Origin of the sequence: Hymenobacter sp. BT730 (genome assembly GCF_030542105.1) — a bacterium.
Lineage (GTDB): Bacteria > Bacteroidota > Bacteroidia > Cytophagales > Hymenobacteraceae > Hymenobacter.
This window is the reverse complement of the sequence record NZ_JAUOFB010000003.1, coordinates 304,950-328,489: the sequence shown is the minus strand read 5'-3', so window position 1 is coordinate 328,489 and position 23,540 is coordinate 304,950. Positions and strand designations below refer to the sequence as shown.

The 23,540-nt window shown below is 55.3% G+C and carries 21 protein-coding genes; 4 read left to right on the top strand and 17 right to left on the bottom strand.

What is annotated here, in order from left to right; genetic code table 11:
• Positions 1-148: 148 nt before the first annotated feature.
• The 4 genes from hisB to hisG form a co-directional block, all read right to left on the bottom strand.
• Positions 149-1,261, bottom strand: coding sequence for a bifunctional histidinol-phosphatase/imidazoleglycerol-phosphate dehydratase HisB (gene hisB / locus Q4G72_RS11290; RefSeq protein WP_303311529.1), 1,113 nt, complete (start codon positions 1,259-1,261; stop codon positions 149-151).
• Positions 1,262-1,385: 124 nt separating this feature from the next.
• Positions 1,386-2,435 (bottom strand): histidinol-phosphate transaminase, encoded by a 1,050-nt coding sequence (hisC, locus tag Q4G72_RS11285; RefSeq protein ID WP_303311528.1) that lies wholly within the window; start codon positions 2,433-2,435, stop codon positions 1,386-1,388.
• A gap of 23 nt (positions 2,436-2,458) precedes the next feature.
• Positions 2,459-3,775 carry a histidinol dehydrogenase gene (gene hisD / locus Q4G72_RS11280; RefSeq protein ID WP_303311527.1) on the bottom strand — a complete coding sequence of 439 codons (1,317 nt, stop codon included), beginning with the start codon at positions 3,773-3,775 and terminating at the stop codon, positions 2,459-2,461.
• Positions 3,776-3,823: 48 nt separating this feature from the next.
• Positions 3,824-4,675 (bottom strand): ATP phosphoribosyltransferase, encoded by an 852-nt coding sequence (gene hisG, locus Q4G72_RS11275; RefSeq protein WP_303311526.1) that lies wholly within the window; start codon positions 4,673-4,675, stop codon positions 3,824-3,826.
• 493 nt (positions 4,676-5,168) lie between these two features.
• Between hisG and Q4G72_RS11270 the strand changes: the two genes are divergently transcribed.
• The 3 genes from Q4G72_RS11270 to Q4G72_RS11260 all read left to right on the top strand — a co-directional run bounded on the left by Q4G72_RS11270 (position 5,169) and on the right by Q4G72_RS11260 (position 7,617).
• Positions 5,169-6,077 (top strand): DUF2911 domain-containing protein, encoded by a 909-nt coding sequence (locus Q4G72_RS11270; RefSeq protein WP_303311525.1) that lies wholly within the window; start codon positions 5,169-5,171, stop codon positions 6,075-6,077.
• A gap of 85 nt (positions 6,078-6,162) precedes the next feature.
• Positions 6,163-6,732: a Crp/Fnr family transcriptional regulator gene (locus Q4G72_RS11265; protein WP_303311524.1), complete on the top strand. Its 570-nt coding sequence runs from the start codon at positions 6,163-6,165 to the stop codon at positions 6,730-6,732.
• A gap of 84 nt (positions 6,733-6,816) precedes the next feature.
• Positions 6,817-7,617: a sterol desaturase family protein gene (locus Q4G72_RS11260; RefSeq protein WP_303311523.1), complete on the top strand. Its 801-nt coding sequence runs from the start codon at positions 6,817-6,819 to the stop codon at positions 7,615-7,617.
• 27 nt (positions 7,618-7,644) lie between these two features.
• Here the strand turns inward: Q4G72_RS11260 and Q4G72_RS11255 are convergent, their stop codons facing one another.
• The 5 genes from Q4G72_RS11255 to mnmA all read right to left on the bottom strand — a co-directional run bounded on the left by Q4G72_RS11255 (position 7,645) and on the right by mnmA (position 14,560).
• The gene (locus Q4G72_RS11255) at positions 7,645-10,098 is read right to left on the bottom strand and encodes a TonB-dependent receptor (protein WP_303311522.1); all 2,454 of its coding nucleotides are present in this window, start codon (positions 10,096-10,098) and stop codon (positions 7,645-7,647) included.
• A 95-nt stretch (positions 10,099-10,193) separates the two neighbouring features.
• On the bottom strand, positions 10,194-10,892 hold the full coding sequence (gene rpe, locus Q4G72_RS11250) for a ribulose-phosphate 3-epimerase (protein ID WP_303311521.1): 699 nt from the start codon (positions 10,890-10,892) through the stop codon (positions 10,194-10,196).
• Positions 10,893-10,963: 71 nt separating this feature from the next.
• Entirely contained in the window at positions 10,964-12,628 is a 1,665-nt protein-coding gene (locus tag Q4G72_RS11245) for a S8 family serine peptidase (RefSeq protein WP_303311520.1), read from the bottom strand.
• A 70-nt stretch (positions 12,629-12,698) separates the two neighbouring features.
• Complete coding sequence (locus tag Q4G72_RS11240) at positions 12,699-13,415, bottom strand: hypothetical protein (protein ID WP_303311519.1); 717 nt, start codon at positions 13,413-13,415, stop codon at positions 12,699-12,701.
• Entirely contained in the window at positions 13,412-14,560 is a 1,149-nt protein-coding gene (gene mnmA, locus Q4G72_RS11235) for a tRNA 2-thiouridine(34) synthase MnmA (RefSeq protein ID WP_303311518.1), read from the bottom strand. The genes Q4G72_RS11240 and mnmA overlap by 4 nt, the downstream gene beginning before the upstream one ends.
• A gap of 236 nt (positions 14,561-14,796) precedes the next feature.
• Here mnmA and Q4G72_RS11230 point away from each other — a divergent pair, with 236 nt between their 5' ends.
• Positions 14,797-15,417: a beta/alpha barrel domain-containing protein gene (locus Q4G72_RS11230; protein ID WP_303311517.1), complete on the top strand. Its 621-nt coding sequence runs from the start codon at positions 14,797-14,799 to the stop codon at positions 15,415-15,417.
• Between the two features lie 5 nt (positions 15,418-15,422).
• Here Q4G72_RS11230 and Q4G72_RS11225 read toward each other — a convergent pair whose 3' ends face one another.
• The 8 genes from Q4G72_RS11225 to Q4G72_RS11190 form a co-directional block, all read right to left on the bottom strand.
• A complete protein-coding gene (locus tag Q4G72_RS11225; RefSeq protein ID WP_303311516.1) occupies positions 15,423-16,256 on the bottom strand; it encodes a maleylpyruvate isomerase family mycothiol-dependent enzyme in 834 nt (277 codons plus the stop codon).
• A 9-nt stretch (positions 16,257-16,265) separates the two neighbouring features.
• Positions 16,266-16,928 carry a tRNA (guanosine(46)-N7)-methyltransferase TrmB gene (gene trmB, locus Q4G72_RS11220; RefSeq protein WP_303311515.1) on the bottom strand — a complete coding sequence of 221 codons (663 nt, stop codon included), beginning with the start codon at positions 16,926-16,928 and terminating at the stop codon, positions 16,266-16,268.
• A gap of 65 nt (positions 16,929-16,993) precedes the next feature.
• Positions 16,994-18,298, bottom strand: coding sequence for a bifunctional folylpolyglutamate synthase/dihydrofolate synthase (locus Q4G72_RS11215; protein ID WP_303311514.1), 1,305 nt, complete (start codon positions 18,296-18,298; stop codon positions 16,994-16,996).
• 128 nt (positions 18,299-18,426) lie between these two features.
• The gene (locus tag Q4G72_RS11210) at positions 18,427-19,302 is read right to left on the bottom strand and encodes a hypothetical protein (RefSeq protein ID WP_303311513.1); all 876 of its coding nucleotides are present in this window, start codon (positions 19,300-19,302) and stop codon (positions 18,427-18,429) included.
• Between the two features lie 159 nt (positions 19,303-19,461).
• Positions 19,462-19,881 carry an ExbD/TolR family protein gene (locus Q4G72_RS11205; RefSeq protein ID WP_303311512.1) on the bottom strand — a complete coding sequence of 140 codons (420 nt, stop codon included), beginning with the start codon at positions 19,879-19,881 and terminating at the stop codon, positions 19,462-19,464.
• Between the two features lie 93 nt (positions 19,882-19,974).
• A complete protein-coding gene (locus tag Q4G72_RS11200) occupies positions 19,975-20,673 on the bottom strand; it encodes a MotA/TolQ/ExbB proton channel family protein (protein WP_303311511.1) in 699 nt (232 codons plus the stop codon).
• Position 20,674: 1 nt separating this feature from the next.
• Complete coding sequence (locus Q4G72_RS11195; protein WP_303311510.1) at positions 20,675-21,775, bottom strand: HU domain-containing protein; 1,101 nt, start codon at positions 21,773-21,775, stop codon at positions 20,675-20,677.
• Positions 21,776-21,806: 31 nt separating this feature from the next.
• On the bottom strand, positions 21,807-23,504 hold the full coding sequence (locus Q4G72_RS11190; RefSeq protein WP_303311509.1) for a TonB-dependent receptor: 1,698 nt from the start codon (positions 23,502-23,504) through the stop codon (positions 21,807-21,809).
• Between the last annotated feature and the right edge of the window lie 36 nt (positions 23,505-23,540).

The window sequence follows — 23,540 nt, the reverse complement described above, 5'->3', positions numbered from 1 at the left end:
AAAAGAGCAATTTACCTTCTTTATACATTTGAACAAACACAATTAATGCCCAACATCCCTTTAGCATACCGTATATGCATTGAAAATGTATATACCTTCTGTTAAGCCAGATGCAATAAGAAGCGCGCATTTACTCATTTGTTAAAATCTATAAAACCCCTTTCGTACTTGGAATCTCCATACGTCCTGCGTCACGCACCAGAGCCATCTTTATAGACTTAGCCACTGCTTTAAAAATGGCTTCTATTTTATGATGTTCGTTCTGACCTTCGGCTTTAATGTTTAGGTTACAGCGCGCGGTATCGGAAAAGCTCTTGAAAAAATGGTAAAACATTTCCGTCGGCATGTCCCCTATTTTTTCGCGTTTAAACTCTGCGTCCCATACTATCCATGGTCGACCCGAAAAATCGATGGCAGCTTGTGCCAGTACATCATCCATGGGTAAAAGAAAACCATAGCGGGCCAGGCCGCGCTTATCGCCTAGTGCCTGGGTGAAGGCTTCGCCCAAAGCAATGGCCGTGTCTTCGATGGTGTGGTGCTCATCAATATGCAGGTCGCCCTGCACGGTGATTTTCATATCGACTCCAGAGTGTTTACTAAGCTGGTCGAGCATGTGGTCGAAGAAGCCTAGTCCGGTGTGCATCTTCGGGCGGCCACTACCATCCAGGTTGAGCTCAATATGGATTTTGGTTTCGTTCGTGTCGCGCTGCACTATAGCGGTGCGGGAAGGAAGCCGCAGAAACTGGTATATCTTTTCCCAGCTAGTGGTGGTTAAGGCAGCCCGCTCGTCACTCTCCTCTTGTGGCCGCATTAAGATGGATTGACACCCGAGGTTCTGGGCCAGCTCCACATCCGTCAGCCGGTCGCCGATTACGAATGAATGCGCCAGGTCATATTGGCTAGCGTCGCTCAGGTATTCTTTCAGCATTCCAATGCCGGGCTTGCGCGTAGCCAGGTTCTCGTGTGGGAAGCTACGGTCAATATGCTCCCGTGAAAACTCCACCCCTTCTGAGCGCAGAATGTCCAGCATCATTTGGTGGGCAGGCCAAAAGGTATGCTCCGGAAAGCTCTCGGTACCCAGACCGTCCTGGTTGCTTACCAGCACCAGCTCATAGTCCAGCTCACGGGCAATACGAGCCAGCCCGGTAATGGCACCAGGTACAAATTGAAATTTTTCCCGACTCAGGGAATCCACCTGAAAATCCGTTGGCGGTTCAATCAGGATAGTCCCGTCGCGGTCAATAAAGAGTACTTTTTTCATGATACAGTTTGTGACTTCATTTCCATTGAATGCAGACATCTCTTGTTTTGGCAAACCCCACGCAATTGATATGCTTGGTGCAGTGCTGCACGACACAGGTTTTGAACTTTAGAAACGAAGTGGATTATACATACTCCTGCAGTGCGGACAGTAATAACTGGTTTTCCTGGGGCGTGCCAACCGTAAGGCGAAGCGTACCAGTACAACCAGGTTGGGAGGTCCGGTTTCGAACCACAATACCCCGGCCAAGCAGAAAGTCATATACAGCCGTGGCATCGGGGCGAAAACGCACGAGCAGAAAGTTGGCATCGGAAGGAAATACCTCCTCTACTATTTTCAGAGCCGGCAGCCGCTCCTGCAACCAGTCGCGGCCCAGGAGTAACTCCCGGCGCATCTGCTCAAAATGAGGCGCATCGCGCAAGGCCTGCAGGGCGTGCTGCTGCGTAGCCTCCGATACATTATAAGGAGGCTTAATTTTATTCAGGTATTTGATTAGCTCTGGGGAGGCAAAAGCCATTCCCAGGCGCAGGCCGGCCAAACCCCAGGCTTTCGAAAAAGTCTGTAGCACCACCAGGTTCGGAAACTCATGCAGGCGCGTGGTCCAGCTGGGCGCTTCGGCGAAATCCACGTAGGCTTCGTCAACTACTACCAGCCCCCGGAACCCGCGCAGTATTTGTTCGATGCCTTCCGAATGCAGCAGATTGCCGGTGGGATTGTTGGGCGAGCACAGAAACACCAGCTTAGCCTCTGAGGCTAATATGCCCGCTACCGTTTCGGCGGAAAGTTGAAAGTCGGCGCTCAGGGGAAGCCGCTCAATTCCTACATCGTTCAGGTTTGCCGCCACTTCATACATACCATACGTGGGCGGCAGAATCAGAATACTATCCTGGCCGGGTGTGCAGGTAAGGCGCACCAGCAAGTCAATGGCTTCATCGGAGCCATTGCCGAGGAAAATCTGCTCAGGGCTTACGCCTTTCAGGGGAGCCAGCCCGGCCTTGACAGCACGCTGTAGTGGATCGGGGTAGCGGTTAAACCGTTCAGGACCGGCACTACCCAGGCTGTTCTCGTTGGCATCGAGCATGACATGGGCCTCCCCCTGAAATTCATCACGTGCCGAAGAGTAAGGTTTCATGGCCCGAATGTTAGGCCGCACGAGACTTTCTAAGTTGAACATGTTAAATGAGGAAGATGAGGCGCTCATGACGCATTAGTTTTTGAATCTCCGCTGGCCAGTGCTTCCAGCCGCAGCGTAACGGCCCGGGCGTGGGCGCGCAGCCCCTCCGCTTCGGCCATTGTTTCTACCACAGGCCCCACATTTAATAACCCTTCGGGGGTGAGCCGCTGAAAGGTGATTTTCTTGAAAAAGGAATCCAGGGAAACTCCGCTGTAGTTGCGGGCATAGCCGTTGGTGGGCAGGGTATGATTGGTTCCGGAAGCATAGTCGCCGGCAGCTTCGGGCGTGAGGTGCCCCAGAAAGACAGAACCAGCACTGGTAACACCTTCGGCCATTTGCTCGGGGTTTCGTACAGCCAATATCAGGTGCTCAGGGGCATACTGATTCGAGAAATACAGCATTTCCTCCGGTGTGCGCAGCAGAATGGCGCGACTTTCGGCCAAGGCCTGGGCGGCAATTGCGGCCCGGGGTAGTGCGAGCAGCTGACGCTCAACTTCTGCTTTGGTTTGCTCCAGCACAGCCATGGAGTCAGAAAGCAAAATTACCTGAGAATCGGGGCCGTGTTCTGCCTGGCTTAGCAGATCTGCCGCTACAAAAGCAGGGATGCTAGAATCATCGGCAATAATGAGTACTTCCGATGGGCCCGCGGGCATATCAATAGCCACACCATAGCGGGTGGCCAGCTGTTTGGCAGCTGTTACATAACGGTTGCCGGGCCCAAAGACTTTGTCAACGGCCGGCACCGATTCGGTTCCGCCGGTCAGAGCAGCCACGGCCTGGGCGCCACCGGCCTTCACGATAATGGAGATACCCAGCAGCTGAGCCGTGAACAGGATAATGGGGTTTACAGAGCCATCCTGTTGAGGCGGCGTGCACAGCACAATTTCGGGGCAGGCGGCCAGGCGCGCGGGCACGCCCAGCATGAGCAATGTGCTGAACAGTGGAGCTGTGCCACCCGGAATGTAGAGCCCTACCCGCTGCACGGGCACGGCCCGCCGCCAGCAAGTAACGCCCGGCATGGTTTCTACCCTTTCTTCCTGCGGCACCTGGGCCAGATGAAAACGCAGAATATTAGCGTGCGCCAGGCGAATGGCAGTTTGCAGCTCGGCCGGTACCGCGGCGGCGGCGGCTGCCAGCTCTTCGTTACTTACCCGTAAGCCAGCGCTAAGGTCAGCACCATCAAACTGCCGGGCATACTCGAGCAAAGCGGCGTCGCCGCGCTGACGCACATCTTCAAAAATTTGCTGCACCCGCTGCTCCACGTCCTGCGCTTGCTGCTGGGCAGCACGCTGCTGCAGGTTGGCCCAGTCTGACTGGCTGGGGTATTGAAAAATCTGCATGGGTTCAAACTCGGCTGATAAGTAAAAATTTAGCTAAGGCCTGAATGCTTAGCTGATCATCTTTTCAATAGGCAGCACCAGAATACCCTCGGCCCCCACCGCTTTTAGCTGACCGGTTATGTGCCAGAAGTCATCCTCGTTTACCACCGACTGCACCGATACCCAGCCTTCCTCGGCCAAAGGCGTAACCGTGGGTGACTTTATGCCGGGCAGCAACTGCTTCACGGCTTCCAGTGAAGCCACGGGTGCATTCAGCAGAATGTATTTATTGCGGCGGGCACGACGAACTGCCTGCATCCGAAATTGCAGCTGCTCCAGCAATTCTTTTTTCTCCGCGCTCAGGCTTTGGTTGGCAATTAGTACTGCCTCAGAGCGAAACACCGTTTCCACCTCGCGCAGTCCGTTCCCTAGTAGCGTAGAGCCACTGCTAACAATGTCGCAAATGGCTTCGGCCAGACCAATGCTGGGCGCAATTTCTACGGAGCCGCTAATGGTGTGCAGGTGGGCCTTCACACCACGATCCGCCAGATAGCCTCCTAATATCTGTGGATATGAGGTAGCAATGTTCATTCCCTCCAAGTCCTGTACAGAATTATAGGCGGCGGCACGGGGCACTGCCAGACTCAGGCGGCATTTGCTGAAACCCAGCCCTTCAATCTGCAGCTGTGGGAAACCGGCTTCCACTAGCACATTTTGCCCCACAATGCCCAAATCGGCCACTCCATCCTGCACATAGCCGGGAATGTCGTCGTCACGCAGATACAGGATTTCCAGGGGGAAGTTGGTGGCTTCGGTTTTAAGCTTGTAAGAGGAAGTAAGGAAGCTGATGCCGCACTCCCGAATCAAGTTCAGGGAGTCTTCGCTGAGGCGGCCCGATTTCTGGATAGCCAGACGGAGCATAAGGTTGAATTTAAAAGCGAGGGACGGAAAGCCAGAACCAGCTACAGCTAGTTACTGTCCATTCATTCGTGAAAGTCTATAGGGGAAACGGGCAGCGGGACCCTTTCGTTGGAAAACGGCAAAAGACTGCCGGGGCCACCAGTTTGCGGGGGCCGGGGAACCTGATGCGGTTCGCCCAACGGGTCAATATGATTCGTGCATTCCTCTAGAAAGAGGAATGATGCCCATGCAGATGATGATGCGCCGCGCGCAGCGAGCCAGCGGCCGCAAAGGCGGCAGCACGGGGGCTGATGGAGCTTATAATAGGCGCGGCGAAAGGCATGGAGGGGGAAATGGTGGTGCAATACTACGGTAGAAGCGTCAGAAATAATCTTTTTCTTCAAAAAAATCCGTAGAAATCTGACCTTTGAAGTGGTTTATGGGCCAAACTCTAAAAGTGGCACTATTGTTTCGGTGTCACCCGTTACGTTTAACAAGTGTTTCATAATTAAGTATGCGTAGCTGTTTTCATACCGTTCTGGCTGGTGGAATAAGTCTGGTTGTGAGTCTGGGCATGGTTGTTCCTGCCGCAGAAGCCCAGCAGCAGGCCAGTGAGCCAGCCGTTCAGCTGCCCCTGCCCCAGGCCAGCCCACATGCCCTGGTGCAGCAAACCATTGGCCTCACGGATATTTCCGTAGACTATCATGCCCCTGGGGTGAAAGGCCGTACCATTTGGGGCCAGTTAGTGCCCTATAGCCAGATTTGGCGGGCCGGGGCCAATGAGAATACCATTATCAAATTTTCGGCGGCCGTGCGCATCAACGGCCAGGCTGTGCCTGCTGGCAGCTACTCCATCTATGTTTTACCGGTTTCTGACCAAGACTGGCAGTTTGTGCTTAACCGCGTAATTACCCACTGGGGGGCAGAGGGCTATGAGGAAAAGGACGACCTGGTACGCATTCCTATCGTACCGGAAGCCTCGCCATTCCGTGAAACGCTGCTTTATTGGTTTTCCGATGCCAAAAATGGAACTGCCCGTCTCAATCTGAGCTGGGAAAAGTTAACCGGCTCACTCTACATTACCACTGATGTACACGCCCAAGCGCTGGCGGGCATAGAGCAAACTCTGGCCAAGCAGCCCGGCAACTGGCAGCTGCTGGCGCAGGCAGCAGAGTATCTGATTCAGAATAACATTCAGGCGGAATTGGCTCTGCGTTATATTAATGAGTCGATTCGCCTAAACGACACATACCTGAACAACTGGCTGAAAGCCCGCTTGCTGGCCTCCAAAGAGGATTACAGCACTGCCATTGTATACGCCCGGAAAGCCCTCAAGCTGGGCGAAAAAGACGACAATGCCTTCATGTCGCAGCAGCCTACTATGCGCATTGCCTTAACGGAATGGCAAGCCAAGGCCTACTAACCTTCCCTATTTATTAGAAAAAGGAAAGCCGCTCCCTGAAGAGCGGCTTTCCTTTTTCTAAACCTGGCGCGGTATATTGCCCAGCGTGGAAGCCTTCTTAACCCTTTGTGAAGCCATACAGCCCCTCTCGGAACCCTTACGACGGGCACTTCAGCAACTGGTAAAACCGGAAACAGTGGCGGCGCGGAGCTATCTGCTGCAGCCCGGGCAAACGGCCAACCGCCTGTATTTTCTGGAACAGGGCCTGGTGCGGGGCTTTTATTTGAAAGAAGGAAAAGAGGTTACTGCCTGGTTTATGCAGGAAGGCGACTTTGTTATCTCAATCCATAGCTTTTTTTCCCGGCAACCTTCGCATGAGTATTTGCAGGCGCTGACGGACTGTACATTCTGGTCCCTGACTTATGAGCAGCTCCAACAGCTCTATCGGGAGTTTCCGGAATTCAACTTTATCGGCCGCGCCCTCACGGAGAAGTATTATGTCCTGAGTGAGCAGCGGGCTTTACATCTGCGTATGTACTCCGCAGCCGAGCGGTATGAGCAGCTACTGACTCATTTCCCTGGTATTTTTCAGCGGGTTCCACTTAAAATGCTGGCTTCCCACCTGGGCATGTCACCGGAAACTTTAAGCCGATTACGTGCCCGCCGCAGTAACTAAGCTTCTTTCTTGACATTTGTCAAGCGCATTGGCCAGCGCATACCTGACTTTTGGATCATGATTTTATCCTTAAGTCCTTTTGCTATGTCCATGCCCGCCTCCTTACTGTCATTTTTTGACAACGGCCCTTTCATTACGCTGAGCTGGAGTCCGCCGCCCATGCTCACCATTATTTTCTCTGTCTTTGTTTTCTGCTTTGTACTGGAGCGTTTAGTACCAGGTTGGCAGCTGCCATGGGTACCCACCTGGCCCTTGCGAGTGCTTTTGGTTAACCTGGCTCAGCTACTTATTGTCATTGTAGCGGGCCTGACGTGGGAAAAGTGGTTTTCGGCTTACTCTGTCTTTCATCTTTCCCAGCATTTAGAGCCCCTGGCCAGTGGTATGCTGGCTTACGTGGTAGCCACATTCATCTTTTACTGGTGGCACCGCTGGCGCCATACCCAGGATTTTCTGTGGCTGCACTTCCACCAGATTCATCACAGCCCCCAGCGGATAGAGGTAATAACTTCCTTCTACAAACACCCGCTGGAAATGGCTGTCAACTCATTGATTGGCGGTTTGCTGGTATATACCCTCTTGGGGCTTAGCCCGGCCGCCGGCGCCATTTACACATTATGTACCGCCTTGGGCGAGTTCTTTTATCATACCAACGTTCGGTCCCCTCGTTGGGTAGGATATGTTTTTCAACGACCGGAAATGCACCGTGTCCATCATCAGTACCAACAACACAGCCATAACTACGGCGACCTGGTAGTGTGGGATTGGCTCTTTGGCACTTACCGCAACCCCGACCGTTTCGAGGCCACCTGCGGCTTCGACAATGAAAAAGAGCAACAGTTACTACCGATGCTCTTTTTCAAAGATGTGCACGAAGAGGACTCCTAATGTCACTTCAGAAACAGGCCTAACTCTTTAAAACCGGGCTATCACCCGCACATTTATCACGCGGCGGGAAAGGTAATTGGGCACCGAATAAGTGCGCCCATTAAGGTCCTGTACGTAGTTGTAGCCGCCCACATTATTGGCATCAATAATATTCAGCGCTTCCAGGCCTATCCACAGGCTTTCCAGCTGGCCCACGCGACGGGCCCCTTCCGCGTGCATAGTAATAGCTTTCGAGAAGCCTAAATCTACCCGTTGGTAAGCGCGAGTGAGTTTACTGGTACCACGTAATTCCGGCAGCGCCGGTGGGCTAAACGGCAGGCCGGAGCCAAAGACCAGGTTCACGTAGCCTTTCACGGAGGGGTTATTGGGCAGATGGTCCTGGAAGAAAATACCCAGGTTCACCCGCTGGTCGCTGGGGCGGCGGATGTAGCCTTTGGCATCCCGCCCAATTTCCTGCCCATCTGCATCATAGCGTGTAATAGAATCCCCATTGAGGTTTTCCTTGGTGGTTAGAATTCCCAAGCTGAACCACGACTCTGCTCCTTTCACAAACTCCCCGCTTACCCGGGCATCAATACCAGCAGCATAGGCCGTGGCATTGTTACGGGCAAAGTAGCGCAGCCGAACATTATCTACATCGTAGGGCACTACATCCGTCAGGTACTTATAGTACACTTCGCCGGAGAAACGAAAAGGGCGCCCCCATTGCTCAAACTTCAGGTCGGAGCCGGCAATAAAATGTAGGGAGCGTTGCGCGCGTAGCTCGGGGTTCAGCACGCCGGTGTACACCTGCACGCCGCTGGCGTCGCGGGCGCTTTGCTGGTCCCGCAGCTCGCGGTAAAACGGGGGCTGGTAGTACACGCCCGTACCCAGTTTAAAGGAAAGATTGGGGTTGCGGCGCGTAATCATGGAATATTGCACCCGGGGACTAATCGTGAACTGGTCGTTCACCGTCCAGTAGCTGGCCCGCATGCCGTAGGTAAGCGTGCGCAACGAATCCAGCGTAATGGTATGCTGCGCATAACCCTGATACCGGAAGCTGCTCAGACCCAGGTCGGCCTGCAGGCGGGTACGCCGGTAATCGGGCACAAAGTCTGCCGAGTCTACAAAGCTGTATTCGTTTAGAACATCGTTGATTTTTTCGCGGCCCGCTTTTATGCCGGCCAGTACCGTATGGCGGGTGCCGGGCGTCCAGCTGGCGCGGGTTTCCAGCGTACCTATGCGAGCCTGCAGCGTATTCCGGGAATGATCAAAGCGGGAACCCAGGTTGCGCTGGCGCACCGGCTTGCGGAAATCCGGCGAGTTGGGGTCATTCTCAATATCCGCCAGCGAATAGCCTGCTTCCACGTCGCGGTACTCCAGCTCCCGGGAAAGCAATACCCCCGCCAGAACTTCGGCCTGCAACTCCCGGGTGAAGCGGTGGCGCAGGTTCAGGCCCGTCTGGTACGTATCATACTGCATCCGCTCGTGGCCACCGTACGCAATATACAGTCGCTGGAATTGCGCCGTACCGGTGCTGAAGGTAGACTCTCCACTCTCCGGAGCAAATACAAAATCGTTGTGGGCCACCGTGGTGAGCAGCCCCACTGTAGTGCGGTCCAGGTCGGTAGTATCGCGGCCCAGTGCGGCCGTTACGTACAGCTGCGCATCATAGAACGTGGGATTATAATTTCCCTGGGCGCTGCGCAGCGAATTGAATACATAGGTAGGATTCTTGTAGCGCACTCCAGCCAGGTAACTAATACGTTTGTTAGGCGAAACCGCCTCTACATGGGCGGTAGCACCGGTTAAGCTGGCCGAGGCAGAGGCAGCAAAGTGCTGTGGCACCTTATAAGCTACATTCAGCACCGAGGAAAGTTTGTCGCCATATTTTGGCTGCCAGCCTCCACTGGAGAAATCTACCTTATCGACCAGGTCGGGGTTCACGAAGCTGAGGCCTTCCTGCTGGGCCGAAGTAACCAAAAAGGGCCGGTATACCTCAAAGCCGTTCACATATACCAGGTTCTCCTCGTAGTTACCGCCGCGCACTGAATAGGTGCTGGTCAGCTCATTATTGGCAACCACCCCGGGCAGCGTGGTCAATATCTTATTGAAGTCGCCAAAGGCGGAAGGCAGCTCTTTAGCCGCCCGTGGATCTAAGGGCGTAATGCTGACCTGCTCCCGCGGGTCGGCGGTTTCGGTGCGGCCGCGCACAGTGACGTTACGCAGGGAGCGGGAATCTGCTTTTAGAACCAGGGTTAGTTCGCGAGGAGCAGAGAGGTTCACAGGCTGGCGCAAAGTCTGATAGCCCAGTCGCCGGGCAATCAACATCAGTTTTCGGCTTCCCGATGGAGTAGAGATTTTCAGGAGAAAATGTCCTTCCGCATCCGTGGTGCTTGCGCCTGGCAGGCCTTCTACGCCTACTACCACCAACTCCAGGGGGATACCCGCGGCATCACGCACAGTACCGGAAAGCTGTATGGCCTCGTTCTGCTGAGCCATAGCGGCGGGTAAGCTTCCACCCAGGAGTAGTAGCACCAGCACTAATGCCGGCCACCTGAACATTATTTGACTTCCCGGAACCTGGCCGCCCCGCATTAGTCGAGGTCGGAAGTCAGAGCTACTGCCAATGAGTCGCGCATTTCGGCCAGAGTTGCTACGGGGTCCGTTGAGTGGAATACGAAGCTGCCAGCTACCAGCACATCGGCGCCAGCCTGCACCAGCGCCGCCGCATTGTCAAGCGTAACTCCGCCATCAATTTCAATAAGGGCACGGCTGCCGCAATCTACCAGCAGCTCTTTCAGGGCCGCTACTTTGCGCAGGGTATTGGGGATAAAGCTCTGTCCACCAAACCCAGGGTTTACCGACATCACGCACACCAGGTCCAGGTCGGCGGCAATGTCTTCCAGTACCCATACCGGCGTGTGGGGATTCAGGGCCACACCGGCCCGGCATCCTAGGCTTTTAATTTGTTGAATAACGCGGTGCAGGTGCGGGCAGGCCTCATAATGCACAGTAAGGTTAGCCGCGCCGGCATCCCGAAAGGCAGCCAGGTAGTGCTGGGGTTCCTCTATCATGAGGTGCACATCCAGGGGCTGCTGGGCATGCCGATGAATTGCCTGCAACACCGGAATGCCAAAGGAAATATTCGGTACAAACCGCCCATCCATCACGTCACAGTGCAGCCAGTCGGCAGCACTGTTCGCCAGGCGTTCGGTTTCAGCCTGCAGATTAGCAAAATCAGCAGCCAGGAAAGAGGGAGCCAGCAGTGGGGCCGGGCGGTGCGAAGTATTCATGCCACGAAGGTAGGAGTTGCCTGGAATTCTGAACAGTAGCCTCGGTCGCTTCCTTATAAAAAAACTTGACGCTACAGCCGGACAAAGCGGGCGGTGCGCCGCACACCGTTTGAACTGACTGTGCAGGTATACGTACCACGGGCCAGTACCCCGGTTCGCACCTGCATTTTCGGGCTATTATTAAACATAGTCCGGTCCAGAACCAGCGCCCCGCGGGAATCATATACCCGCACGCGCAGATTTTTCAGCAGCAACTCTTCCGGAATAGTCAGAAAAAGCTCATTGCTGGCCGTCGGATTCGGATACACCAACAGCCCGGTGGCCTTACCAGGTAAGCTCAACGGTTTACCCGGGTTAGCCAGCTCATACGCCCGTACAAAGTTAGGAATGCCGTACCCCCGCTCGTTGTCCGGATTGGCAGCCTGCGAACCGGAGCGCTTCAGGGTCTCAATAACCTGCTGGGCGCTTAAGCCCGGGCTGGACTGCCACAGCCCAGCTACCATGCCTGCCAGCACCGGGCAGGCATAAGAAGTACCATTGCCCCGCACGGCAACCCCACTAGGGCGAATAACAGCTGCCAGGTAACCCATAGCCATTAAATCGGGCTTGATCCGCCCATCGGCAGTAGGCCCTACGGAGCTGAAACCTGCCCGAACACCCAGCGAATCGACAGCTCCGACGGCAATGACCGAATCAGCATCAGCGGGCACGTCAATGTAGCGCCAGGGCTTATCCCCATCGTTGCCGGCACTATTGAGAACCACCATACCTACGCGCGCGGCCATTGTGGCGGCGCGGGTTCCGATAGTAGTGCGTCCGTTCAAATCGGGGTAGGTATGGTCTATGGAAGGCTCATCAAAGGTGGTGTAGCCTAAGGAAGAGCTGATAATATCTACCCCGGCCGAATCAGCATACTCGGCCGCTATCAGCCAGTTCATTTCTTCTACCGGATGCTCAGAGCTGGCATCTTCAGTAATGCAGAGATGATAAGTAGCCTGGGGCGCAGTGCCTACAAAAAAACCCGGAGTATTGGCTGCCAGCGCCGAGAGGACACTGGTGCCGTGAGCGTCACGCTCAAAAACCGTTTTGGTTTTATCAACAAAATTGAAGGTGCTGGCTACTCGCTTTTCACTGAAAAGAGGCTTAAAGGCCTCTAGCTGATCTACACTGGGAAAGCCGGCATCAAATACCGCAATCTGCATACCTTCCCCTTTAAAGCCGGCATCGTGCATGGTTACGGCATCCAGCTGTGCTGCCTGAGCAAAGGCCAACCCATAGTCGGCGCGGCGGCTTTGCGTAGACTGCTTTTGTGGCAGAGCGGGCCGGAGAGCCGGCCTGCTACCGGCCTGGGGCTTGCGGTTGAGCGTTTCTGCGCTACGGATAATGGGTAAGGCTTGCACCTGGGCCAGCGTGGCGGAGTCGCAACTGATAACAGCAGCATTAAACCACCGGGAGGTATACCAGAGTTGCACGCCCGGCACGGCCCGCACCTGGGCTACGTAAGCCGGAGCTACGGGCAGGTCCCGGGAGGATACAGGTATTTGCTGCCGGCTACGCCGCTGCAGGGCACGGGCCGAGAGAAAAGCATCTGGCCGCGTGGTGGAGAAAGGCGTGCCGGTTTTATCCCGGAAATACACCAGATGCTTGCGCACGGTGCCCCCTGCTACTGCCGGTGGATTGCCCAGGGCCGCTACATTAAATCCAATTGAAAGAAGCAGCAGTAGCCACGCGCGCATATACCAGCTTAAAGAAGATCAACAGCTGTATTATTAACACCAATTCCGGCAAAAGGATGCAGCCTGCCGCTTATAACTTGCCCGATTCCAGCAGCGTTTCGCGGTGCTCCCGGCCTGCCAGGATGTAGCCTGTGCCTACCTGACAATTTTGCCCGGCGGTGCTGCCATCACAGTAGATATACCGCTTATTTTCCCGGAAGATAGGGCCTTCGTTGCGGGCGTATACCTGCTTACGCTGCGTGAGGTAGTAGAGGTTATTCTCCACATCGTCCAGCGTAGTCAGGGTTTCGGTGTACTCCTTCTCGCCTGCCTTGAAAGGCTGGCCTACGTTCTGATACTGCCGGCCCACGGTATCGAGCGCGGCAAAGGCAAAGGGGTTCCAGCGTTTGCCTTCGCGCACCGGGAATACCAGCTCTACCGTGCGGCGGTTGCCGCGCAGTAGCTGCAAGCTCTGGCTGGTGGGCGTAAGCACAAACACGCTGTCATCGGCCCATTCTTCGGCGGCCTTTTCCCGGCGGGAGCGAATAATGCGGTAGCTCAGCAGGCCGGCGGCATCAGTAAAGGTATCTTCAATTCGTTCGCGCAGCTGGTACTGGGTGGTGGTGGCTACGTTATCATCCCAGATAACATCTTCGGCAGCAAAGGTGCGGTAGGTGCCGGTGGCCACCGGGTAGTATTCCTTACCCAGTGGCGCCGGGGCCTCCGTTTCATTTTTACAACTGACGACCACTCCAACCAAAAGCACTGCCCAGCGGGCCTGCCGCTGCATTCTTACGAATTGAGTCATGAGGTAGCTATAATATCTTCTGTGGCTACGGGTGCCACATCCATAACGTGCCGTTCAATCCAGCCGCCACCCAGCACATCATTGCCATCATAGAAAACGGCAGCTTGCCCGGGCGTTACGGCATGAACGGCTTCTTCGAAATATACTCGAATTTTATCACCAATCTGTTCTAAAAATGCGGGCGAGCCATCATGATTATAGCGGATTTTTGTACGGCTCGGTACCAGGCCCATTCCTTCCAGGGAGGCATACTTGCCCATGTTGAGCTTGCCCACTACAGTAGCCGTGCTGGCCAGCTCATCAAAGTTGCCTAACACCACCTGGTTGGTCTCAGGGCGAATTTCGGTGACATACACGGGGAAGCCCAGCGCTACGCCTAAGCCTTTGCGCTGACCAATGGTGTAGAACGGATAGCCTTCGTGCTTGCCAATAACGGTGCCATCGCGCAGCACAAACTCGCCCCCGGCCACGCGCTCCTCCAGGCCCGGCACGCGGCGGCGCAGGAACCCGCGGTAGTCGTTGTCGGGGATAAAGCAGATTTCGTAGCTCTCCGGCTTGTTTACCAGCTCCGTAAAGCCGCGCTGACGGGCCATGTCATAGATTTCGGTTTTGCGCAGGCTGCCCAGCGGGAACATGGTGCGCGCCAGGCTCTCCTGACTTACGCCCCAGATGGCGTAACTCTGGTCTTTGTTTTCATCAATGCCTTTGCTGACCACGTAGCGGCCGTTTTCCTGGCGTACGTTGGCATAGTGACCAGTGGCAATAAACTCGCAGCCCAGTTGGTCGGCGCGGCGTAGCAGGGCATCCCATTTAATGTGGGTATTGCACAGCACGCAGGGATTAGGCGTGCGACCAGCCAAGTATTCATCGGTGAAGTTGCTGATGACAAAGTCACCGAACTCTTCGCGGATATCAATAATGTAGTGTGGGAAGCCCAGGTCCACGGCAATCTGCCGGGCGTCGTTGATGCTGTCCAGGGAGCAGCAGCCGGTTTCTTTCTTGCTGCCGCCTGCGGAGGCGTAATCCCAGGTTTTCATGGTCATGCCAACCACCTCATAGCCTTGCTCGTGCAGCAATACAGCTGCCACGGAGCTGTCGATGCCGCCACTCATGGCTACCAGCACCCGTCCTTTCGTTGTGTTCATACGTGAATCAAATTGCGCCCGAAGCGTGAAAGGTTCCGGCCGAATAAACAAAGGTACGGAGTTCCGTTTTACTCCCCTCTTTGAAGTTACTGCCTAAAGCTGGGTAGGTCCGCAGGCAACAGCGTGCAGTTTGATGGACTATAAACCAAACCAATTTCACCAGGTTTCGGATATTGCAGCGGCAAACCTGCCTGCTGGCCCTGTCCAGCCCTCTCTGCTCCGTTAGCTTCTCCCTTATGTCACTTATTACATCCGTGCTGGTGCGCGGAATCAATAACCTGTCTGATGCCCGATATTGCGCGGGCATGGGTGCCGATTATCTCACTTTCCTTTTGGATCCTGCCTTACCTAATCACCTTGCTCCAGAGGCCGTCAAGGAACTTAGTGGTTGGGTTGCTGGCATCGGGCTGGTGGGCGAATTCAGCACACTCCCAGTCCTCGAAATCAATACCATAGCACGGGAATGCGGGTTAAGCTATATACTCCTCACCCGCATCCGCTCCACCGAAGAGCTAGCCGCTTTGGAGCTTCCCGTGCTACAGCTGATGAATTGGGTACCTGATATGCTACCTGAAGACGTGGATATGCGCTTCCAGCAGATGCAGGCGCATGTGGCGGGTTTCGTGCTGCCTACCATTCCCCCGCAGCCGCTTAACGGGATTCAGCTTGCTCACCTCACCGAGCAGGCCCGCACTTATCCTATTTGGCTGGCGGCAGGATTTGCCAATGGCAAGTTGCGTGAACTCCTGAACACGGTGCATCCGGCGGGCATTGTGCTGGAAGGTGGCAACGAAATCAAACCCGGCCTGCGCGACTTTTCCGAAATGGAAGCAGTATTTGAAGAACTGGAAGACTAAGGATCTTACGCCATTACGGTTATCAGGCTAAAGAAGGGCTCTGCCAGTTGCGCATTGCCGGTAATTTGAATGTGCGCATCGGCTTGCGGGCGGGGTAAGCTTTTGGTGAAAAGCCGCCATGCTACCCTCCCATCCAATATTACCTGGGTTGCTGTATCCTGCTCCGGGGCTGGTGTCTCCAACAATTGCCAGGCGTCCGTAGAGCGCTGCAGCTGCCAGGTGCCGCCCCCTTCGCCCGTTATTAAAATTTGAAGAAGAGTCCCTGGGTCAGCTTGGGTATTTCGATAATGGAATGGCAAGGCCCGCAGACAGGTATCCAGAAAGGGGAAGTAAAGCTCCCGCGTAAGCAAATCCTCCTCCTGCCCCACTGCCTGACGAATTTGCTGCTGATGATGCCACTTTTCAGTGTACTCCCGGGCCACATGAAACCAGTTTACTGACTCCTGCTCCCCGGCCCAGGCCACAGCCAATACGGCTGGCGCGAGCAAGTCCAGAGAAGCCAGAAAGCGGCAATACTCCGGGCCCGTCAATTCCAGCAGCCAGGAAATCACGGCCGGGCTCAGGCGCTGGCCAGCTGCTATCCAATCGGCATTCAACTGATTAAGAAAGCTAACAACATCGGTATAACTGCCACTGGCGGGGGCCTGACCAAAGTAGCCGTCCCGTAGTATAGACAAGGTGCGCACATTCCCATCCAGCAAGTGCAGGGCTACGTCACGCACACGCCAGTTGGGGGCTACAGTCGGCAGTTCCCATTCTGCCGGACTCAGGCTGCGCAGTAACTGCAGCAGCTTTTCATCAAGAATCGGCAACAGCTGCACTGTGTGAATGGGAGCCATAAGCTGACGCTAGCTAAGCTGGAACTGCAAATATTTAATGGGAATGCCACTGGCACGGTAGCGGCTTTCATAGTGCGTCTGAATATCCTCGGCGTGCGGCAGCAGCTCAGGCGTGGCGTACAAATCCTTGGTTTGTGCCAGCACCTGAGCACCGGGACGGGCTAGCACGGTTTCCAGTGAATAGTCGTACAGCGCTTCACTATCCGTTTTCAGGTGTACTATCCCTCCTGGGCGCAATACTTGCTGATACAGGTCTAAATAGCGTGGAGCGGTTAGGCGGCGCTTGATGTCCCGGTCGCGGGGGCGTGGATCGGGAAACGTTATCCAGATTTCACTCAGCTCACCAGGGGCGAAATGCTCTGCCAGGGTTTGACCTTGGGTGCGCAGAAAGCCTACGTTGGCCAAGCCCATGTCCCGAGCCCGGGTGCTGCCGCGCCAGATTCTTTCCCCTTTAATATCGAGCCCCAGGAAGTTGCGCTCGGGGTAGCGCTGGGCCAGCCCTACGGTGTACTCTCCTTTTCCGCAGCCCATTTCCAAGGTGATAGGTTGGTTTGCTGAGAAAAATGCTTCGTTCCACCGCCCGGCCAACTGCAGGTAGGTTTCTTTACCCGGCTCTACAATTTCGGAACGGGTGGCATTTTCGGCGAAGCGTACTAGTTTAATTCTACTCACGGAAAGCGGGAAAGAGGTTGGCACCCAAGGCGCCGGTTGATGTGGAGGAAATCAGGCGCAAGCCCTTATGTAAACAGGTCTTCAATCTCGGCTACCACAAAGGTGCTGCCACCAATAAAGACCACATCATCGGGAGCGGCAGCCGCACGGGCAGCGTGCACGGCTTCGGCAACGGAGGTAAATACCCCGCCCGAAAGCCCTACTCCGGCAGCCTGCGTAGAAAGCTCAGCAGCGGAAAGCGCCCGGGGAATGGCGGCCTGACAAAAGTAATAGATAGCCTCTTTCGGCAGCAAAGCCAGCATTGCCGCCACATCTTTATCGGCCACCGTGCCCAGCACCATGTGCAGACGGTGGTAGTTTAACCGTCGCAGCTGGGCTACTACCGAGCGAATACCTGCTTCATTATGCCCGGTATCACAGACCACCAGCGGGCGCCGGCCCAGAATCTGCCAACGTCCCCGGAATCCGGTCAGGCGGCGTACATCGCGAAGCCCTTCCTGCAAGGCCGCTTCTGAAATTTGAAAGCCCATTTCCCGCAGCCTTACCAGCACAGCCAGCACACCGGGCAGATTAAAACGCTGATAGTCGCCTACCAGGCCCAGGAGGTATTCCTGAGCAGGTCTTCCAGCCCTTTGCACACGCACCAGCTGTTGTTCAGCATCTGCCGCCGGCACCCCCACTGTTTCTACCTGATAGACTTCATCAGCAAAAACAAGAGGCGCCTGCACAGCCGAGGCATATTGCTCAAACACGGCCCGTACTTCCGGCTGCGTCTGACTGATGACTACCGGCACGTTGGGTTTGATGATTCCCGCTTTTTCGGCGGCAATTTCTGGCAGCGTATTTCCCAGCAGCGCCTGGTGGTCGAAACTGATATTGGTAATGAGTGAGACCAGCGGGGTAATAATATTGGTGGAATCCAGCCGGCCGCCCAGGCCTACTTCAATAATGGCAATATCTACCTGCTCATCGGCGAAATACTCATAAGCCAGCGCAACCGTCATTTCGAAAAAAGACGGCTTGATCTGCTCAAACAAAGGTTTCCAGCGTTCCACCCAATCCACCAGATACGCCGGCGAAATGTCCTGGCCGTTGATTTTGATGCGCTCTGTAAACTCCCGTAGATGCGGTGAGGTGTATAGGCCTACTTTGTAGCCAGCGGCCTGCAACACTGCAGCCAGCCAGTTGGAGCTACTGCCCTTCCCATTCGTTCCGGCCACATGTACCGAACGAAACTTCCGCTCCGGGTTGCCCAGGGCAGCAGCCAACGCCTCGGTATTGGCCAGGCTCTTGGTAATAGCGGCGGCTCCCACCCGCTGAAACATGGGCAACTGGGCGTATAAATAGGCCAGCGTTTCCTGATAATTCATACGCATTGTGCTTGCTCCACATCCAGTAGTAGAATCTTGCTGGTGGAGGGAGAAATTATTCTGCAAAAGAAAGCCGCCGGCAGGAATATCCCACCGGCGGCCCGTTTATTTCTGTTCTGGCAGTGCCGTTATTTCACCGTGTAGCGGAAAGTGTAGAATCCGGTGGCGCCACCGGCCACGGCCGTGGTGCGCCGGAAATTCGCTTTATACAAAGCATCCCGACAGGCTTTTTCCTGCGTGGGTGACACGTTGCCTGACACCTTCGTTACGGATTCTACTTCGCCGTCTTCGTTGATTTTGATTTTGAAGCGGATGGAGCCGGAAGAGTTATCAATAGCCGGAGCGTAAGGCTTTTCTTCAAACGCCCAGCCGCTCATCTCCAAACCACTGCCGCCCCCACTGCCACCGCCGCTACCGGGCGTGCCGTATAGGGCTTTGGCATCCAGGGAACCATTTGGGTCGCCCTGGTCGCCTACTGAACCGGGCTTGTCGCCATTGTTGTTGCCGGTGGGCGTGTTGCTGGTGCCATTCTGGCCATTGCCACCGCCGGCAGTACTGCCTTTAGGCGTGTACAGGGTACGAGGCTTTTCAGCGGGCTTGGGCGTTTCGCGCACGGGCTCCGGGCGTGGAGGCGCGGCCGTTTCCACTGGTGGGATTTTTACCGGGCTTTCCTCCGCTTCGCTGGTTACAATCTTTTCCTGGGCCGCAGGCTGCGGCTCGGGCGCTGCGGCCGTGCGGGCCGGCTGAGGCGTGGGGTCCGGGCGGGCAGCCGGCGGACGGCTGTCCTCGCGGTTTTTCGACTCGTTGGCCGGAGCCATGCTTTGGATGTCACCGGAGCCGGCTTCATCAATACCGTAGTTCAACTCTACACCTCCGCCACCAATTTCGGTGAGTGGCGGGTCGGGACCTTTGAAGATGGTGAAGATGAAGAAAGCCGCTAGCAGGGCATGAAATACCACCGTGCCAACCAGCGCCTCGCGCTTATGTTCCTCGCGGTATTCCATGGGATAAATACTAGTTACATTTAGGTAGGTAAGAAATCAGGCTGATATCGTCCTGCTGGCTGCTTTTTCAGTAAACAGCCCCGGTGGGTTTCAGGGTTCGACTTTACGCATTTTTCATAAAGCACTTGGTCTGAAACCTCTAACCAAAAACCAACCCAATTACTTGCTGGCGCTTTGCTGGGCCTGAGTGGCCATCACCATTTTTACTTTCAGTCGGTTTCCGATTTCCAGGATATCGACCAGTTTCTGCACGTTCAGCGACGAATCGACGCGCAGCACCACGGTGGGTTCAATGCTCTTATCGAGCCCTGCTATGCGTTGGGCCAGGGCCTGCTCCAGCGTGGCGGAGGTTACGGGCTGACGGTCCAGGAAATACTGTCCCTGTGCATCCACCGAAATGTTGATGGTCTGCTTCATGACTGCCTTGCCTGAACGGGCATTGGGCAGCATTAGCTTTATCACATTCGGGTTAACCATGGTGCTCACAATCAGGAAGAACAGCATCAGGAAGAACATGATGTCGTTCATCGAGCTGGTCTCGACGTGCGAGGAAAGCTTACGGCGCCGGCTTAAATCCATTTCAGTTACCAGTTTTCAGTTGACTATTGCCAGTTTATGGATGATGCCTTTCTTCGAATGGCCTCTAACTCCTTACTGGTTACCGTCAGCCGATTAATTATCCTGCAGAATGTCCATGAACTCAATGGCCGAATTCTCCATGCGGAACACCAGTCGCTCAACCATGATGCTGAGCCAGTGGTAGCCTACGTGGGCAATAATACCCACAATCAGACCGGCAGCAGAAGTTACCATTTTAGTGTACAGACCACCCGAAATCTGGGCAATGCCGAAGTCGCCGGTAGCGCTGATGGCGTAGAAAATCTTGATTACGCCGATGATGGTTCCTACGAAACCCAGCATGGGCGCAATACCCGCAATAATGCCCAGGATGCTGATGTTTTTCTCGAGGCGGGCAATTTCAATTTTGCCTACGTTTTCTACGCTGGCTTCAATATCCTTCAGAGGCAGGCCGATGCGGCGGATGCCCTTTTCAATCATGCGGGCCAGCGGCGAAGGGTTCTGGGCGCATAGCATTTTAGCACCCTGCAGGTCTCCTTTCACCATCAGGTTACGGATACCGTTCATGAAGGAATCCGGATTGACTGCTGCCCGACGGATAGTGATGTACCGTTCGATAATGATGTACACCGAAATAACCGACAGGATAAACAGCGGAATCATGATCCAGCCCCCTTTCAGGATCAGATCAATCAGCGAAAGGTCAGTATCGGCAGCGGTGGTTGGTAGCGCCGTGGCGGCAGCAGCAGTATCAGCAGCGGTGGTGGTAATCTGAAGGAGGAAGGGCGTCATGCTAATAATTGGTGGCCAGAATGTCGTTGCCGAATCTCTTACGCAGCGCGGGCAGGCTGCTCTTTGCCGAAGCCTTGTCTGCGAAGTCGGCTACAGAAATGCGGTAGTAACGGGTGCCCTGCACGAAGCGGTTACCGCGGCGGGGCGTTAGCAGCTTTACTGCAATGCCCTTGCTTACATATTGCTTGCGTAGCTGCTCGGCTGCTTTAGCGTTTGTCAGCGCCGCCGTCACCACGTACCAACGGTTGGTGATGGTAGAAATTGTCTCGGAGATAACCGGCTGTTTTTCTTTGGCAACCGACACTGGAGGTACAGTAGAAGTTGCAGCTGCCGTAGCCGGGGCTTTGGCTGGTGCAGTTGGCGCAGTCTTAACTTCAGGCGGCGTTGCTTCCGCTACTGGCTCTACTACGCGCTGATCGTCCCAGTCGGTCTGGGCCAAGGCAGCCTGCTGATGCTTGGGCGTCGGCGTTGCAGGGGCCTGGGCTACAGTTTCACTGGAGAACTTCAGGCTGGCGGGGAGATAGTCCAAGCGTTGGGCCAACATGTAGTTAGCTGACAGCACCAGGCCGGATACAACTACCGCAGCCAGTGTATTAAATACGCGCTTACCCAAACGACGGCGCGTAATAGCCAGCAGCGGAGCCACCTCCGTGGGACGTTCGCGGGCAATCAGCGCATCGGTAGCGCGCACGGGGCGCGAGAGCAGCTCGGGCAAACCATAGCTGGCCGACAGCAAATTCTGGGTACCCGTATATTCAAAATCAAGACCTCGACCGGCTGCATACCGGAATACGCCAATACCCGGAAGCTCCGTGCGGTGGTTTTCGGCCAACTCGCCCTGCAAACGGGCTACAGCCTCCCGCACCAACTGGCGGGCCTGGGCCGAAGTGATATTGAGTGTGTTGCTCAGGGCATCTACCAGAAGCCCATCGTTGCGGGTAAGTGCCTGGTTGAAAGCTACCCGTTTATCCGGCGGGGCCAATGTGTGGCGTACCGGATGAATATGGGCAGGAGCATAGTCGGAAATAAGTCCCCCGAAATCGGGAATGATAACGCAGTCGTGCTCGCGCAGCAAGGCGCGGATGTGGTCAGATAGCTGCAAGGGACGGTGGCTTGGAACGGATAGCAAAAGGTTAAAACTCATAGGTAACCCCCGCCAGCACGTTCACGCCTTTCACCGGATAGTACAGGAAACGCTCGTATTTGCGGCCCAGCAGGTTGTTGCCCAAAGCAAATATTGATAGATTTTCCGTAAAACGGTAATCCGCCCGCAGATTAAGGTCCAGAACACTGTCGGTTGCCTTGGGAGCCAGATGGTCCGGCGTGTAGGCGGGTTCGAAGGTACCGGGCACGAACTCAGAGCCAAAGCTGGAACTCAGAGTGTACAGTTCGGCGCCCAGCAGGAGCTTGTCGTTCATGTTGTAGGTGCTGAAAAACGAGCCCTGGAAATTGGGACGGTGAAAAGCTTTTTCCAGCGAATGCACCTTATAGCTGTTGTAGTCGCCTTTAAAGCCTAAACGGAACCGCTCGGCGGCATTATACAGCAGCTCGCCATGCACATTCAACAGCTGCGTCGATTTCCGGTCGTAGACTAAATCAAACCGGCTTTGGTCGCGCAGGGAGTTGTTGTAGAAGTACAGGTTCTGGTCCTGGGCTACGGTTACTTTGGCGTTCAGCTCCAGTGCCCGCACCGGTGCAGCATTAAAACCAACGAACAGCGAAGGGCCCCGGTGCGTATCGGCCACACGTTGGTTTCGGCCCAACCAGGGGTTTTCAGTGCTCAGATCGTACATGGTCACGCGCTGCAGCCCACCGCCCAGGCCGGCATACACCACAAACTTATCCTCGGCCACGGTATAGCCCAGGCGCACGGCCGGGTTTACACTCAGTTGCTTGGCCGTGCCAATAGTGTCGCCGGTGTATCCGATGGTAGCGCCCAGCGAAATATCCAGCCGGTCCAGGTCTACTTCAAACGCGGGCGTTACCTGCACATAGGGCCGGCTTACCGTTAGGGAGTCTTTATAAGAGATGAACGAGGCGTCGCCGTTGATGGCTACGCGGGTATTTTCCGTGAGGTAGTACTTGGATTGCAGCCCCACCAGGAAATTGCTTTCACGGGCTTCCAGGTTGTCTTTCCAGAAGTTAAAGCCGGCGCTCAGGTCATACTGAAACTGGGCATCGGCGGCGCGGTTGCGCAAGTACACTTTGGCCGCGGCGCGGTTGAAGGCGTGCTTGAGCGAGTCGGCGTCGGGGCGTTCATTCTGAGCCTTATACCCGTAGAAATTGTAACGCTCATGGCCCATATCCAGGCTGCCGCCCAGGGTAAGCGGACCGCTGTAGGTTTCCCCATTCAGGCCTAAGCTGCTCTGGCTGCTGGCTGAGTTCTTGCCATCTACCGGACCCTTAGCTGAGGAAATATGGCTTAGGTTTACGCCGTAGGAAGCCGCATTGTCCCGGGTGTTGTGCAGGTAGAGCTTTCCGTATAAGGAGCCATAGTTACCTATGGCTGCCTTGGCATAATTACCCAGCAGCGGGGCCAGTTCTTCCTGCTTAATGGTGAGCACCCGCACCGATGGGTTCAGGTTATTGGAAGGCAGCTGGAAGTCCTGGAAGGAGTACTTCACCTGCTGGTCACCTTTCGCCGGCGGCTCAATTTTGATCTTATCAAAATTTCGGGTGGCCTCGGGCAGTTGATTTACCCGCTCCTTCACGATTTCAATTTCTGCGTCTTCAATCTTGCCGCGGGTGGTCTGCGCCCACAGGGTACGGGGCGCGGCACTGGCCGCCAGCACGGCAGCAAGGGCAAGAATCTGAGGAGAGCGAAGCGTCATATAGTTGGGGTTGATGCAGACAGGAGCCGTACTCCG